14 protein-coding genes, 1 tRNA gene and 1 riboswitch are annotated in these 15,045 nt (G+C 35.3%); of the genes, 8 read left to right on the top strand and 7 right to left on the bottom strand.

Going from position 1 to position 15,045, the window contains the following annotated elements; genetic code table 11:
- Positions 1-594: 594 nt before the first annotated feature.
- Positions 595-670: transfer RNA gene (locus tag HMPREF0693_RS03455), tRNA-Lys, on the bottom strand.
- 258 nt (positions 671-928) lie between these two features.
- On the opposite strand from HMPREF0693_RS03455, the gene cycA reads away from it, so the two are divergent.
- The 3 genes from cycA (at position 929) to HMPREF0693_RS03440 (ending at position 4,045) form a co-directional block, all read left to right on the top strand.
- Positions 929-2,341 (top strand): D-serine/D-alanine/glycine transporter, encoded by a 1,413-nt coding sequence (cycA, locus tag HMPREF0693_RS03450; RefSeq protein ID WP_004243480.1) that lies wholly within the window; start codon positions 929-931, stop codon positions 2,339-2,341.
- A 321-nt stretch (positions 2,342-2,662) separates the two neighbouring features.
- Positions 2,663-3,097, top strand: a complete 435-nt coding sequence (locus HMPREF0693_RS03445) for a universal stress protein (RefSeq protein WP_004243479.1) — start codon at positions 2,663-2,665, stop codon at positions 3,095-3,097.
- 129 nt (positions 3,098-3,226) lie between these two features.
- Positions 3,227-4,045, top strand: coding sequence for an MBL fold metallo-hydrolase (locus HMPREF0693_RS03440; RefSeq protein WP_004243478.1), 819 nt, complete (start codon positions 3,227-3,229; stop codon positions 4,043-4,045).
- A 108-nt stretch (positions 4,046-4,153) separates the two neighbouring features.
- Here the strand turns inward: HMPREF0693_RS03440 and HMPREF0693_RS03435 are convergent, their stop codons facing one another.
- Positions 4,154-4,597 (bottom strand): universal stress protein, encoded by a 444-nt coding sequence (locus HMPREF0693_RS03435; protein ID WP_004243477.1) that lies wholly within the window; start codon positions 4,595-4,597, stop codon positions 4,154-4,156.
- 241 nt (positions 4,598-4,838) lie between these two features.
- Here HMPREF0693_RS03435 and psiE point away from each other — a divergent pair, with 241 nt between their 5' ends.
- Complete coding sequence (gene psiE, locus HMPREF0693_RS03430; protein ID WP_004248313.1) at positions 4,839-5,252, top strand: phosphate-starvation-inducible protein PsiE; 414 nt, start codon at positions 4,839-4,841, stop codon at positions 5,250-5,252.
- A gap of 120 nt (positions 5,253-5,372) precedes the next feature.
- A complete protein-coding gene (rlmA, locus tag HMPREF0693_RS03425) occupies positions 5,373-6,185 on the top strand; it encodes a 23S rRNA (guanine(745)-N(1))-methyltransferase (RefSeq protein ID WP_004243475.1) in 813 nt (270 codons plus the stop codon).
- Positions 6,186-6,238: 53 nt separating this feature from the next.
- Here rlmA and mntP read toward each other — a convergent pair whose 3' ends face one another.
- From mntP to pabB, 4 genes are all read right to left on the bottom strand, one after another.
- Complete coding sequence (mntP, locus tag HMPREF0693_RS03420; protein ID WP_004248311.1) at positions 6,239-6,823, bottom strand: manganese efflux pump MntP; 585 nt, start codon at positions 6,821-6,823, stop codon at positions 6,239-6,241.
- Positions 6,824-6,883: 60 nt separating this feature from the next.
- Positions 6,884-7,022, bottom strand: a riboswitch (yybP-ykoY riboswitch).
- Positions 7,023-7,473: 451 nt separating this feature from the next.
- Positions 7,474-8,835, bottom strand: a complete 1,362-nt coding sequence (locus HMPREF0693_RS03415; protein WP_004248310.1) for an L-serine ammonia-lyase — start codon at positions 8,833-8,835, stop codon at positions 7,474-7,476.
- Positions 8,836-9,020: 185 nt separating this feature from the next.
- The gene (locus tag HMPREF0693_RS03410; RefSeq protein ID WP_004243472.1) at positions 9,021-9,581 is read right to left on the bottom strand and encodes a CoA pyrophosphatase; all 561 of its coding nucleotides are present in this window, start codon (positions 9,579-9,581) and stop codon (positions 9,021-9,023) included.
- Positions 9,568-10,995: an aminodeoxychorismate synthase component 1 gene (gene pabB / locus HMPREF0693_RS03405; protein ID WP_004243471.1), complete on the bottom strand. Its 1,428-nt coding sequence runs from the start codon at positions 10,993-10,995 to the stop codon at positions 9,568-9,570. Before pabB ends, HMPREF0693_RS03410 begins: the two co-directional genes overlap by 14 nt.
- 79 nt (positions 10,996-11,074) lie before the next feature.
- Between pabB and HMPREF0693_RS03400 the strand changes: the two genes are divergently transcribed.
- Both HMPREF0693_RS03400 and yebF read left to right on the top strand, forming a co-directional pair.
- A complete protein-coding gene (locus HMPREF0693_RS03400; protein WP_004243469.1) occupies positions 11,075-11,257 on the top strand; it encodes a YoaH family protein in 183 nt (60 codons plus the stop codon).
- Between the two features lie 97 nt (positions 11,258-11,354).
- Positions 11,355-11,750 (top strand): protein YebF, encoded by a 396-nt coding sequence (gene yebF / locus HMPREF0693_RS03395; RefSeq protein ID WP_004248304.1) that lies wholly within the window; start codon positions 11,355-11,357, stop codon positions 11,748-11,750.
- 116 nt (positions 11,751-11,866) lie between these two features.
- Here yebF and HMPREF0693_RS03390 read toward each other — a convergent pair whose 3' ends face one another.
- Positions 11,867-12,091 (bottom strand): DNA polymerase III subunit theta, encoded by a 225-nt coding sequence (locus HMPREF0693_RS03390; protein WP_004243467.1) that lies wholly within the window; start codon positions 12,089-12,091, stop codon positions 11,867-11,869.
- A gap of 1,362 nt (positions 12,092-13,453) precedes the next feature.
- Here HMPREF0693_RS03390 and HMPREF0693_RS03385 point away from each other — a divergent pair.
- A complete protein-coding gene (locus tag HMPREF0693_RS03385) occupies positions 13,454-14,923 on the top strand; it encodes an alanine/glycine:cation symporter family protein (protein WP_004243466.1) in 1,470 nt (489 codons plus the stop codon).
- The last annotated feature ends 122 nt before the right edge of the window (positions 14,924-15,045 follow it).

The following is a 15,045-nucleotide window of genomic DNA, read 5'->3' as shown; positions in this document are numbered from 1 at the left end:
TACTAGTGGTATTTTTTATTACGTAAAATACGGGATAATTTACTCGCAAGTTGTAGGAAAAAACGATAAGCACTGATAGCTATAAATAGAGACCATAAAATTTTGCCTTATATACCCAGTGATTTCAATCAGTGTTCCTACTATATTACAGTTGCAGAGTATAGTAGACAGTCAGGATTATTGGAAGTAACCATATTAACCATATGCACTCGCCTGCACAATTTGGATCAAAAAATTATTTCAGTTTAAATTTTTTACAAAATATATCGCGAGAGTGCGCGGGAATTGGGTTCTTTGCGTAAGTGCCGAATTGAAATGATTAAGAAAATTTATTTTTGAGATGCGCGATTAACATAGAGTAGGTGTGAATTTATTATCTAATTTTATTGTTTTTAATGGTTTTTTATTCTGTGTGTTTTTTATTAATTATTAAATTTATTACGACTAATTATTTTTAAATAAAACCGATAACTTTCGGCTTTCGAAAGGTAGAGATAAAAAAACTCGTGCGACACTTTTGCGACACTCAGCGATAGAAACAAAAAAGCCACTTATCTCTAAGTGGCCTATCTGCCTGATTACTCAGCGTAAATTTGGTGGGTTGTGGGGGGCTCGAACCCCCGACCAATTGATTAAGAGTCAACTGCTCTACCAACTGAGCTAACAACCCGATGCGCTAATTATTCTCCTCTCTTAAGGGCGGGTCAACCCTTAATTTGAAATTTTTTCCAAATGTATAAAATATCGTCTATTAAAATGAAGAAAGGATATTATTTGGTTATCAAATCGTCACTCATTTTACTAAAAGTGATCTTTTCATTACTTATTCTGAGATTTGTGTCACAATAATTTCGCAAACTTAGCCACGGCGAAAAAATAAAAAAGTGGCGTAACAACATCAAAAATATGAAAACATTTCAGGTATTGTATGGAAGAGCAAACAGAAGTTACTCAGCCCGTTAGAGTGAAAAATGCCACTCTACAACGCGGGCTAACCAATCGTCATATCCAATTAATCGCTATTGGTGGTGCTATCGGTACTGGTTTATTTATGGGGTCTGGGAAAACCATTTCGCTAGCTGGGCCATCGATTATTTTTGTTTACATGATAATCGGCTTTGTCCTGTTCTTTGTTATGCGAGCAATGGGAGAGCTATTATTATCAAATTTAGAATATAAATCATTTAGCGATTTTGCCGGGGATTTATTAGGGCCTTGGGCTGGCTTTTTTGTTGGATGGAGTTATTGGTTTTGCTGGGTTATCACCGGTATCGCTGATATTGTTGCCATTACCTCCTATATTAGTTATTGGGCGCCCAATTTTCCTGAATGGGGAACGTCTTTTATTTGTGTGCTGACACTCCTTATTTTGAATTTAGCCACAGTAAAATTATTTGGGGAAATGGAATTTTGGTTTTCGATGATCAAAATTACCGCTATTGTCTCTTTAATTATTGTTGGTATCGTATTGATTAGCATAAATTTTCAATCTCCAGCCGGCCACACGGCAACTATTGAAAATATCTGGAATGATGGCGGTATGTTCCCTAAAGGGATCAGCGGATTTTTTGCTGGTTTTCAAATTGCTATCTTTGCTTTTGTGGGGATTGAGCTGGTAGGTACAGCAGCGGCTGAAACACGTGATCCTGAGAAATCATTACCTAAGGCGATTAACGCTATTCCTATTCGTATTATTACTTTTTATGTTTTGGCTTTGGCGATTATTATGTCAGTAACGCCGTGGCGTTCGATTTTGGCAGACAAAAGCCCGTTTGTAGAACTCTTTGTCATGATTGGTATTCCAGCCGCAGCCAGTTTAGTTAACTTTGTGGTATTAACGGCAGCCGCCTCTTCAGCAAATAGTGGTATCTTCTCAACCAGTCGTATGCTATTTGGTTTATCGAAAGAGGGGGAGGCACCAAAACAGTTTAGCCAGCTATCAAAACGTTCAGTACCTGCCAATGGTTTACTCTTTACGAGTCTCTGTTTATCTTGCGGTATTGTGCTAATTTATTTTATTCCAGATGTGATGCGGGTATTTACGTTAGTAACAACGGTCTCTGCGTTATTATTTATGTTTATTTGGAGTATGATCTTATGCTGCTATTTAGCATATCGTAAGAAACGTCCTCAATTACATCAACAATCTATTTATAAAATGCCATTAGGGATAGTGATGTCATGGCTATGCTTAGCATTTTTTGTGTTTATGGTCGTGTTATTGGCATTTGAACATGATACCCGTCAAGCACTGATGGTAACGCCCATTTGGTTTATTGCTTTAGGAATAGGGTATCATTTTGTGAAAAAGCGTAAACAAAAAGCACAATTAAAAAATTAATCTTTTTTAGTTGAATTGATGGTCATTGGATAAATATAACCCTATCTTTTTCGATAGGGTTATACTTTAATTTGAGTTAAACCATTAGTCAGAATATTTTGAATATAAATTTGTTATTTTATTTTTTAATTTAAAATTTAAAGTAATGTATTATTTTAAAATAAATTTTATTTTCTCTAAGTATAATTTAATTCAAAAACTTTAAGTGCATGTGAATTATACATATCTATTATTATTAATCTATTTCTTAAATATGTTAACTATATCCGGTATTTTTTTCAAAATAGACTATCCTACAATTAAAAAATAATAGGAGGCGATATGTATAAGACTATTTTGGTTCCCATTGATATCGATGAAGATAACTTACTAAATAAAGCCATTACATTAGTGGAGAACATTGCCAAAAGAGAAGATCCCTATGTCCATTTTTTGTATGTTTTACCAAAGTTGCCACAATCTTCTTATTATCGCTTAGTGATGAATGGCGATCAACTTGACCAAGTATGCTTAAAAAAATCAGCAGAAAAAGAGTTAAAAAAAATTATTGCTCGATTTGATTTACCGGAAGATCGTATTGAAACGCATATCTGTATTGGTAAACCACGGGATGGCATATTGCAGATAGCCGATCAGGTTAATGCTGATTTAATTGTTGTTAGCTCACATAATCCTGAAGCAGACAGCTATCATTTAGGCTCAACAGCGGCAGATATTACCCGTTATGCGAAACGTTCAGTGATGGTAGCAAGATAGCCGACTCTTTATTTTATTAGCAATACCATTAAGCGGTTGATGGCGTCTCATCAACTGCCTTTTTAATTTGGCACTCTAGCTGTTTTTAATTATCATGCATTATCCCCTATAAGATAATAATTAAAAATTATGCTTACTATTACGGCACTACTAGAAAATAAGACAAGCGATCCCGCTCTTAGCCATTATCCTGGCCTTTCACTGCTATTAGAAGACACTGAAAGCGAAAGTAAAATTTTATTTGATACTGGTAAAGATCTCACTTTTATCAATAATGCTAAAAAAATGGCGATTGATTTGACGTCATTAACGACAATTGTTATTTCCCATGGGCACTATGATCATTTTGGTGGATTAACTCATTTAAATGAAGATTTCTTTATTACTAAGCCACATATTATTGCCCATCCTGATTTATTTTCAGTACGTTATTCAGCACTTTTTATGGGGCGCCAGTCTATTAAATTTAAGCGCCTTACTCCATTTTTTAACCGACAGCGGCTAGAACAGCAGTTTTCATTTCAGTTAACAGCGACACCTAAAGCTATCGATAAAAGATTTATCTATTCTGGTCAAGTGACAGAGCGTCAAATACATAAACGTTATGGCGTTATTGTCAGTGAAAGTAGCGAAACGGATGATTATGTACTTGATGATAGTTTTCTAATTTGGCAAGGTCAGCAAGGACTGGTGATTATTACAGGATGTAGCCATTCTGGTATTGATGCGATTATTCGCCATGCGAAAAAAATAACGGGAAATGACAAGATCCAAGCTATTGTCGGAGGGCTACATCTTCGCTGTGCCTCACTGGCGGCGTTAAAAAGAGCGAAAAAAGCAATAGGTCACCATGTTGAGGTTTATGGTTGCCATTGTACCGGTGCGCTTGGCCGTAGCTATCTTAATGCCAAAGATTTTAATACAGGGCAAAGATTATTTTTTAAATGATACATCAATATGTTAATCAAAAATGGGATGGTTGATTTTAGTATGGGATTAAAAAAAGGTTTTTGATTTTAATCCTAGCATTTTTTATTAACAATGTATCGTCAATTATCAACGGATCACTAAAACAGAACAATTGGTGTTGTTAACAATATAATCTGCAGTAGAGCCAAGCAATATATTATGTCTATTACGAGAGCTAGAGCCAATGACAATAGTGTCTACATCCATCTTATTGGCGAGTTCGAGAATATTATAATTTGGTGTCCCTATAAGGGCATGGCATTGATACTGCTCTTTAGGTAATTGGAATTGTTGTTGAACACAGTGTGCTAGTTTTTCAGTTAACAAAATAACGGCTTGATGTTTTTTCTCTATAACTGAAGGGCTATCACAATCAAGCCCATAAGCTTCAAGAGAACGTAAATTAGGCATGACTGTGACAAAATGAAAATAGTGATCAGCTTTTCTTGCTAGAAATTGAATATCTTTAACCATACGGTGAATTCTATCATCTTCTAATAAGTCAATTGCTACCAGTATTGTTTTAGCCATAATTTACCTTCTGTAAAAAATTAACCTTTTCACTCGAGTAGTATAGGTAATTTAGTGGCTAAGCTGAAATTTAAAGATGAATATTGCGATTATGGCGCCATTATTTTGGGGTTTTTAGCCCTAAAAGATAAAAAATAGGTGTGGAAAAAAGATTGTTCTATTAAACTTGTGCCAAGTTAACGACAGGTAGTTTACTATCATTATTTGTTATCAATAAATGATAACCTTAGGTTATAAAGCTATGAGAAAATCAAGCGAAGAATTATTAAAATGTATTGCAACAATATTACAATGGGTGCTGAATTGCGGATTACTTATTCTAGCCATCGTATTAGTCAGTTTTTTGATCAAAGAAACTTATGTTATCGCCTCTTTATTATTTAACTTAGCTGCTGAAGAATCTTCTTATCAGTTATTAGAAGGAATTTTGATCTACTTCCTCTATTTTGAGTTTATCGCATTGATTGTAAAATATTTTTTATCCGGTGGTCATTTCCCTTTAAGGTATTTTATTTATATAGGTATTACAGCTATTGTGCGTCTGATTATTGTTGAACATAAAGACTCGGTAGATACTTTGATTCAGTCCGGTGCCATTTTATTGCTCGTTATCGCGTTATTTATTGCAAATACCGAAAAATTAAAACGAAGCTAACCGAATAACAATATGTCAACAATGCATTGAAATGGTCTCTGTGCATTAAGGTTTTCCGCATGATTGGGGGAGATATGTTATTATCTCTCCCAATTTTATTTTGGAATATGTAAAAATATTATGTCTTATCAATGTCCACTTTGCTCCCAGCCACTTGCTCTTAAAGCCCATAGTTGGGTTTGTGACAATCACCATCAATTTGATTGCGCTAAAGAGGGGTATGTTAATTTACTCCCGGTACAATTTAAACGTTCTAAAGAGCCGGGGGATAGTGCAGAGATGATTAGTGCTCGGCGTGATTTTTTAGATGCGGGCTTTTATCAACCAATGCGAGACAAAGTGGCTCAATTAGTGGCTGAACATTTACCGAAAGATAATCCTCAGGTGTTAGATATTGGTTGTGGAGAAGGGTATTATACCTATCAGATATATCAACAACTAAAGTCAAAAAATCCACAAGTCTATGGCTTAGATGTGGCGAAGGTTGCCATTAAATATGCAGCAAAACGCTATGCTCCTATTCAGTTTTGTGTTGCGTCCAGCCAACGTCTGCCTTTTTGTGATGCGTCATTAAATGCAGTGGTACGTATTTATGCCCCTTGCAATGCCAGCGAATTAACACGAGTTATTGCTCAAGATGGATATATTATTACGGTGACACCCGCACCACGTCATCTTTATCAACTTAAAGCGTTGATTTATTCAACAGTGCATCTTCATCCACTAAAAGATGAGATATTTGCTGGGTTCAAGCAAATAGCACAGCATCAAGTTGCTTATAATATGGCGTTAACAGGTAAACAAGCGGTTGATTTATTACAAATGACGCCTTTTGCTTGGCGTGCGAGTGAAGAGGTAAAAGAGACATTAGATAAAACAGAGCAATTTGCTTGTGAAACTGATTTTCTAATTCGTGTTTATCAACGTGTTTAGAATAAAAAAGCTTAGGTTGTGTTCATACCTAAGCTTTTTCATATTATGGCGACTTAATGTGCGTACATAAACAGATCAAGATGTTCAAAAAGAATATTAAAGCCGATAGCAATCAACACCATACCCCCGATAATTTCAGCTTTTTTGCCAAGCACAGGGCCAATATAGCGACCGATCAGCATACCCAGTGTTGCCATAATCATGGTCATCATACCGATGGTCATCGCGGTATGGACAATATCGACTTGTAGAAAGGCTAAGCCGACACCAATTGCCATCGCATCAAGGCTGGTGGCAATACCTGTCGCAATTAAAGAGAGTGAACCGTGACGTTGAGGAGCCTCTTCACAAATGCAATCATCACCACGCTTTAAACTCTGATAAATCATTCGTCCACCCAAGATAACCAATAAACCAAAGGCGACCCAGTGATCCCACTGAATAATATATTGACTGGTATATAAACCTAATGCCCAACCAATAATCGGGGTGCTTGCTTCAATAATACCAAAGATAAAACCGGTGCGGAGGGCTTCACGAAAATGAGGTTTATGTAAGGTGGCGCCTTTACAGACAGCGACGGCAAATGCGTCCATAGAAAGAGCAAGGGCGAGAATAATTGTGGCGTAAAAACTCATAACAATAGCCTCGGTTGGGGTGTTTCCATATACACACAATTGACCCCCAACCAAAGAAGTACAATTATGTGTCTATGGTCTTGCCAACCAAATAATGGCGTCTGTACCACGCTAAATAAAAATAAGCGAGTATGTTGATACAGACTTCTTAAAATAATGAGATTTATTTTAAGACAGGCTACTCCCCAATGACTTGATGCAGAAGATATCATATTATTTATGAAAGGCAACATATTATTTCATATATTTAAAAGATGATATTGATAATAATTATCATTATTGTTTTTTCGTTTGAAAATATATTTTTTATATTATTATCATGTTAAAAAAATGATAAAATTCAATATGATGAAATATTAACCATATAATAAATAATGTATTTATTTTTATCTTATTTTTTAGATAAAATAAAAAATTAATACACACATAAATTATAAGTTATAAAAATGAGAATAAATTAAATGAAAGTTAAATAAACCTATATTTGGTAGGTATATAGTTATTAACTGACATTTTAAAACAGATAAGTAATTTATAGATAAATAATATAGGTGTTATTTATGGGGTTATTATTTTTAATCGGTTTAACTATTATTGAAATAAAAAAGTCCATTTATTATAAATGGACTTTAGAAATAAAATCAGGCTAATTAGTCACATTGAACTTTTATTGCTAATCCACCACGAGAGGTTTCGCGATATTTTGCGTTCATGTCTTTACCTGTTTCGTACATAGTTTCAATCACTTTATCAAGTGAAACTCGTGGTTCACTGGTACGACGTAATGCCATACGAGCAGCATTTACCGCTTTAACAGAGGCAATTGCATTGCGTTCAATACAAGGAACTTGTACTTGTCCTGCAACAGGATCGCAAGTTAAACCTAAGTTATGCTCCATACCGATTTCAGCAGCAACACAGACTTGTTCAGGGCTAGCACCGAGTAATTCAGCAAGTCCTGCGGCAGCCATTGAGCAAGCAACGCCCACTTCGCCTTGGCAACCTACTTCAGCGCCAGAAATAGAAGCATTCATTTTGTAAAGAATACCAATCGCCCCTGAGGCTAAGAAATAACGGGTATAAATTTCAGGCGTGACCTTTTCAATACAGCGATCGTAATAAGCCAATACAGCTGGAACAATACCACATGCGCCATTCGTTGGTGCGGTGACCACTCGTCCACCTGCGGCATTTTCTTCATTCACTGCCAGTGCAAACATATTGATAAGATCAACGACTTTCATCGGATCGTTTGACAGGCTATTACTGGAAGTTAATAAACGATTTAGTGACGCAGCACGACGAGGAACACGAAGTGGTCCCGGTAATACGCCTTCGGTATTTAAACCATGCTCGATACACTCTTGCATGGTTTTATAAACATCAGCAAAATAGGCACTAATTTCGGCTTGAGTATGAAGATCTAGCTCATTTTTCATCATTAAGCTAGAGATTGATAATCCGGTTTCTTTACAATGTTTTAATAACTCTTCAGCGCTTGCATAAGGATAAGAAACAGGTTGGCTATCAAGCACAGATTTGCCGAAGTTTTCTTCATCAACAATAAATCCACCACCAATAGAGTAGTAGGTTTTACGATAAATTTCTTTGTCACCTGCAAAAGCATGAATTGTCATGCCATTTTCATGTAATGAAAGATTATCATTGCTAAAATGCATACTTTCAGCTGGAAAATCGACAACTTTTAATCCATTTGCTAATGGTAAACGGCCAGTTTCTTCAACTTCACGAATAAAACCGGGAATGCTGTCAATATCGACAGTAGCGGGTGCATTACCTGCTAAGCCCATAATAATTGCGATATCAGTGTGGTGACCTTTGCCTGTCAATGACAATGAGCCGTATACATCAACAGCTACGCGAGTGACAGACGCAATCAGATCCTGGCTGACTAAATCATCGACAAATTCTTTCCCCGCTTTCATGGGGCCTACGGTGTGAGAGCTAGATGGCCCAATGCCCACTTTAAACATGTCGAAAACGCTAATCACGTCAGACTCCTTAATAAGAGTGAGGGTTAAAAAAATAATAAAAATATAGTTATTTATAGTAAGGGGAGCGTTTTTACGATTATATCGTCCCGTTAATAGTCTAGTTTACAACATTTTTTTAAAATAGCTAAGTACAGTTGTAGTGGTGACGATAAAAAGATAGCGTTGGATAATAAAATAATAAATTAAGTAATATGCAACGCGAGGTTATGTAAAATAGCTGCGGTTAGTCCCCACACCAAATGCCCTTCATAAGGGTAAAAATAGATGCGATGCATTTTACCGGCACGACGAAAATCTAACGGTAAATAGCGCTGAGTATTGAGTACATAACTTAATGGCATTTCAAAGACAGAAGCGACTTCTGTGGGATTATGACGTAAAGATAAATTGGGGGGGATCACCCCGACAATGGGGGTTACTAAATAACCTTCTGAACTGCGTAATGGGGCTAATTGGCCGATCACAGAAACCATACTGGGCGGAATATCGACCTCTTCATGGGCTTCACGTAATGCAGTTTCAATGAGGCTTTTATCTTGTGGATCGCGTTTCCCTCCGGGGAGCGCAACTTGTCCGGCATGAGAGCGCAACGTTGATGCGCGCTCTGTTAAGAGGATCGTTGGATTAGGCTTATTGATAATCGGCAGTAAAACCGCTGCCGATTTTTTAGCATCAATAGGCTGATTTACCGGCTCGGGTAAAGTAAGTTGAAAGCGATTGATAAAGGTATCAATAAGTGTCATCGAGAGAAACTTCACTTAAAACAGTTAATATTTGACCAAGTTTATCAAAGGTTTCTTGGTACTCTTGTTCGGCAACGCTATCAGCGACAATTCCACCCCCCGCCCAACAGTAAATTTTATTTTTTTCCGTCAGTAGGGTTCTAATTGAGATATTAGTATCCATCGTACCACAAAAACTAATATAGCCAATGGCACCACAATATCCATGGCGACGATGTGGCTCTAGTTCTTCGATAATCTCCATTGCTCTAATTTTAGGTGCGCCAGTAATGGAGCCACCGGGGAAGGCCGCACGTAATAAGTCAGTTGCGTTTAAATTTTCTGGAAGTTCAGCGGTAATGGTGCTGACTAAGTGGTGCACGGCGGGAAAGCGTTCAACAACGAATAATTCAGGTACTTTGACTGATCCTGTTGTGGCAACTTTACCAATATCATTGCGCATTAAATCGACAATCATTAAGTTTTCAGCACGATCTTTACGAGAATTGGCCAACAATTGCGCTTGTTCATCATCTTCATCGGGATGCGCTTTACGGGGAAGGGTACCCTTTATTGGACGTGTTTCAATTTTATGATCACTTAAATGAATAAAACGTTCAGGAGAAATACTCATAACAAAATGATGAGGTAAATGCATAAAAGCAGAAAATGGCGCTTTATTCGCTTGATTTAGTGTTAAAAATGCATTCCATTCATCACCGCTATAATTAGCACAAAAACGTTGCGCTAAATTGACTTGATAGCAATCCCCTGAAAGTAAGTATTGATGAATTTTAGCAATTTTTTCATTGTATTCATCACTACTCATGTTTGATTGCCATGGAGAAGTTAAGACAAAAGGTTCTTTTTTTTCTATTGTGTTATTATCAGCGTGCTTTGCTAGCCATTGGAGACGTGCGTCAATATCTTGGTAGCTTATTAATGTGGCTTTTTTCAGTTGATGGTCAACAATTAGTGCCCAATCATAAATACCGATAGCCATATCAGCGAAATTAAGTTCATTTTTTGCTAATTCTGGTAATATTTCAATGCGACGACCTAAATCGTAACTCCATATACCTAATGCGCCACCTAGAAAAGGAAGCGTTTCATCACTGACTGGATGAAAATTAAAAGTGTCTAATGCTGTTTGGATAAGCGTAAAGGGATCTTTTTTAGAGCGTTTGACTCGACCGGTTTTCTCTTTAATAGTGGTAATTTGTTTGCGTGTTTCTAAGGTAATAGCAGGATCGGATACAACAATATCAAAACGATTATGGTGATGTTCGGCAAAACCTGAATGCAGTAAACTAGACCAAGACAAAGAGGCGATAGGTGCAAATACCCGTAATGCTAAATCAGGGGTATAAGTTAATTCACGTTGCTGTAATTGCATATCCATTTTATGACCATTTAAACAAGTATTCTGTATCATTTACACTATCAATCATTAGTTCAGTGATTGCATTATTGTAAAGACCAACATAGAAATCGATTAAGATAAGAGTAACATTATGTTTCTAGGAATGCCTACATTAACACATGAAGAACAACAAAAAGCAGTAGAAAAAATTCAACATCTGATGTCCGAAGGTATGAGTAGTGGTGAGGCGATCCAATTGGTCGCTCAAGAATTAAGAGAAAAACACACGACTCGTGAATCAGTCTCTATTGTGTTTGACGATGACAATGATTAAAACATTTTTTTAACAAATGTCACAAATACCCTGTTTTGCTTATGCTATGCTTAATAGAAACTCGTCCTGCTTTAAGGGATATTTTCGGGAGGTTATTATGAAATTAAGCAAATTAGTTGGTCAAACAGGGATACTTGGTGCAGGTCTTTTTCTTGCGGTTTCTTTTGGAGCCTCTGCAGAAAGTGTCACAAATGTGAATAATGATAATAATGTTGTGCGCTCAGCCCCTTTTGCTAGTTGTGTTAATCTTGATAAAGAACAACTTGCCACTAGAGTGAAAAATGATTATTTACTCAATCGATTACCTCGCTGGCAGGATGATAAAAAAGCACTAGGACCAAAACCTGTGGCGAATATTAATGCGAACGATGTTATCAAAAGAGATAATAGCTATCATGTTATCTTGGATGTAAGAGGTGCTCGTACCGATCTACGTTACAATGTTGAAGTTAATTGTGATGAGAATAAAATTACCTATATATCAAGTAAATAGTATCATTTAACTGATAAGAAATAGCGATTTTTCGCCCATTTTTTATATCATTACTTGAAAATAAAAAAGAGATAAACGTAAATGTTTATCTCTTTTTTTAATATTGAGCACGGTATTTATTTCGACTCAAAAGGTAAGCGAGAATAGTGTTGGCTTCGTGCTCGATAAAAGGTCACTCTTTCTTGAAAATAGCTTTGTAAAGCTTGAGGTTGCTCTCTTGCTATCGCATCAGCCACTACTGGCATATTATAACGCTCTTTAAAGGCAACCCCTGAAGCGGCTAGGTTGACATTAATTTTATCTTTTTCTTCTTGTGTAAGTTCAGCAAGGTTATAACCCATCGTACTTTCTCCCTTGTTATATGAGAGTAAAGTAAAAGAGAGCGATGAGTAATGCAAGTAACTAAAAGAAATTATTTTAAAAAATTTTAAAAAAAGAAATAGAAAGCAATTGTATAGATAATGGATAAAAAACTTTATTACTAATAGTTATTAGTAGTAAATAATATTGCCTTTAAATAAATTATTCTACTGGTACATTTTTTAGCTAGCCAAGGTAACATATTTATTATATTGAATTAATTATATTTAAAATTAGTTTTTTTAATGTTTCCCTGAGTTAGTAACCAATTTTGACGAGTTTTATATTTGATCTAGATCAATTTTATTTATATCAATTATTTTTACATTATAGATAAAGTAATAATTAAATTTTAATAAAATGTTAATATTGTCTATTTTATGTTTTATTTTTTAAGTTAATTTTTATAAAAACGATTGAGTAATCACTAACAGAATGAAAAATAAGGATAAAAAAAAGCCCTGTTGGGGAAACAGGGCAAAAAATAATACAACACCAGGGAAAAATGTATTATAAATAAAATTAACTAAATGGTTAATAAGTAAATTTACGTGAATATTGATTTTTTTATTAATCAAAAAATAATCAACATTAAATTGTTATGGAAACAAAAGGGAAAAGGCGCTAATAAATAAGCAGAAAATGGAAATAAGTAAAATAAAATTTAAGTAAAAACAAAGAAGATAGAGAAGAAAAACGGAGTACTTTAAAACATTTTTTATTAATAGAGTTCGTAATAGTCCTGTCCCTAAAGTAAAGTTATTAATATTTTGTTAAAAAATAATAATTCCGTTCGTTAAAGTTATATTATTTTTTCACTATGCATTTCTTATAATGCTAATGCACTTTTCAAATTCTTATTAGCATTACTACTAAGAGAATATTTAATTAATAAATCCACTTATTTGATTTAAATCTCACTTTAAAATGAAAATTGTATATTTGGCAATCAATTCTTATTGGTGTTTTTTTCATCTTTTAGCATGTTGTTAAATAATCAATTAACAATATTTTGTAGATCAGTAAATTTATTTTATTATATAATATAGAATGTTTTAATTATTTATCTAAATGATATTTATAGGTTTTTTATTTTGTTATGCTAAAGTTTCTAGTTAATAAGATAATTAAATAGAATGATTAAATAATAAAAAAATAAACAAAAAATATACATATCGTATAATCTTGTGTTACATTTAAGTCGCTTTTTAGACAATCATTTTTGATATGAGATAAAGACATACATAAGCCATTTATTGGTTCAATTATAGGTGTTTATCTGTTTTTTATTTCAATAGCGATGTAAGGATAGGTTATATACGTTATTACATAAGGGGATTAATTTGACAGGGCTAATTAACTTTGCAAATAACATTTTATGGGGATATGTACTTATTTACTTACTCCTTGGTGTGGGTATTTATTTCACTATTCGAACAGGATTTATTCAAATCCGCCATTTTGGTCATATGTTTTCTATTTTAAAAAATAGTCATAAGTCAGATAAATCAGGTATCTCTTCATTCCAAGCTTTATGTACCAGTTTAGCTGCACGTGTTGGAACAGGTAACTTAACCGGTGTAGCAATTGCGCTGACCGCAGGTGGCCCTGGGGCCATTTTTTGGATGTGGGTAGTTGCAATTATAGGTATGGCGACTTCCTTAATAGAAAGTACATTAGCACAGTTGTATAAAACTAAAGATGATGAAGGTAACTATCGCGGTGGCCCTGCTTATTATATGACAAAAGGTCTCAATATGCGTTGGATGGGCGTATTATTCGCCATTTTCCTCATCATTGCCTTCGGACTTGTTTTTAATGCGGTACAAGCTAACTCAATAGCGCAAGCAGCTGCATCAGCATTTAATTTCGATCCATTATATGTTGGTATTGGACTGGTGGTGATGAGCGGCTTTATTATTTTTGGCGGTCTACGTTGGATTGCGCGTGTTGCTGAGCTGGTTGTACCCATTATGGCTATCGCCTATTTATTATTAGCATTTTGGGTTGTTGCAGATCATTTTGAACGTTTACCTGAAGTGTTTATGCTAATTTTTAAAAGCGCATTTGGTTTACAGGAAGCCGCAGCAGGGGCAATTGGCTATGGTATTAGTCAAGCGATGACCCAAGGTATTCAACGCGGCCTATTTTCTAATGAAGCAGGTATGGGCTCTGCACCTAATGCCGCCGCTTCTGCAACACCTTACCCACCTCATCCAGCATCGCAAGGTTATATTCAGATGTTAGGGGTATTTATGGATACCTTGGTGATTTGTAGTGCGACTGCAGTGATTATTTTATCCTCAGGTGTGTTAGATAATTATCAAGATGGTATTAATGGTATTCAGTTAACCCAGCTAGCATTATCGTCAACTGTCGGTGGTTGGGGGAGTACTTTTATTGCTGTTGCGATTTTTTTCTTTGCCTTTACATCGATTATTGCAAATTATGCCTATGCTGAAAGTAATATGATTTTTTTAGGCCGCAATCATATGACAGGGCTATTCTTACTCAGATCAGCTGTACTGGCGATGGTGATGTTTGGCGCTTTGGCTGAAATGCCGTTAGTGTGGAAAATGGCTGATCTCTCGATGGGATTGATGGCTGTCACTAACTTAATTGCCATTATTTTACTTTCAGGCGTCGCGTTGAAGTTAATTAAAGATTATAACCAACAGCGACAAGCTGGTGTATTACCCACTTTCAATATTCGCCAATACCCTGAATTACAAAATGATATTGAGCAAGGTATTTGGGATAAAGAGCCTTTACCTAATGAGCCGTTAGTCCGCTGTGAAAAGGTGAGGCAATAATTGAGCAAGTACGGTATTCATTAAAAAATTATTAAAAAAAAACCAAAATACAAAACCCATATTTTTTAATATGGGTTTTTTGTCTACAATTTAGCCTTAAATTTATAGTCTAATGTATTCAG

This window comes from Proteus mirabilis ATCC 29906 (assembly GCF_000160755.1).
Taxonomy (GTDB): domain Bacteria; phylum Pseudomonadota; class Gammaproteobacteria; order Enterobacterales; family Enterobacteriaceae; genus Proteus; species Proteus mirabilis.
This window is presented reverse-complemented; position numbering and strand designations above follow the sequence as displayed.

Coding starts and splice junctions, on each gene's coding strand:
- cycA (WP_004243480.1), top strand. CDS start 929: ATGGAAGAGCAAACAGAAGTTACTCAGCCCGTTAGAGTGAAAAATGCC.
- HMPREF0693_RS03445 (WP_004243479.1), top strand. CDS start 2,663: ATGTATAAGACTATTTTGGTTCCCATTGATATCGATGAAGATAACTTA.
- HMPREF0693_RS03440 (WP_004243478.1), top strand. CDS start 3,227: ATGCTTACTATTACGGCACTACTAGAAAATAAGACAAGCGATCCCGCT.
- HMPREF0693_RS03435 (WP_004243477.1), bottom strand. CDS start 4,597: ATGGCTAAAACAATACTGGTAGCAATTGACTTATTAGAAGATGATAGA.
- psiE (WP_004248313.1), top strand. CDS start 4,839: ATGAGAAAATCAAGCGAAGAATTATTAAAATGTATTGCAACAATATTA.
- rlmA (WP_004243475.1), top strand. CDS start 5,373: ATGTCTTATCAATGTCCACTTTGCTCCCAGCCACTTGCTCTTAAAGCC.
- mntP (WP_004248311.1), bottom strand. CDS start 6,823: ATGAGTTTTTACGCCACAATTATTCTCGCCCTTGCTCTTTCTATGGAC.
- HMPREF0693_RS03410 (WP_004243472.1), bottom strand. CDS start 9,581: ATGACACTTATTGATACCTTTATCAATCGCTTTCAACTTACTTTACCC.
- pabB (WP_004243471.1), bottom strand. CDS start 10,995: ATGATACAGAATACTTGTTTAAATGGTCATAAAATGGATATGCAATTA.
- HMPREF0693_RS03400 (WP_004243469.1), top strand. CDS start 11,075: ATGTTTCTAGGAATGCCTACATTAACACATGAAGAACAACAAAAAGCA.
- yebF (WP_004248304.1), top strand. CDS start 11,355: ATGAAATTAAGCAAATTAGTTGGTCAAACAGGGATACTTGGTGCAGGT.
- HMPREF0693_RS03390 (WP_004243467.1), bottom strand. CDS start 12,091: ATGGGTTATAACCTTGCTGAACTTACACAAGAAGAAAAAGATAAAATT.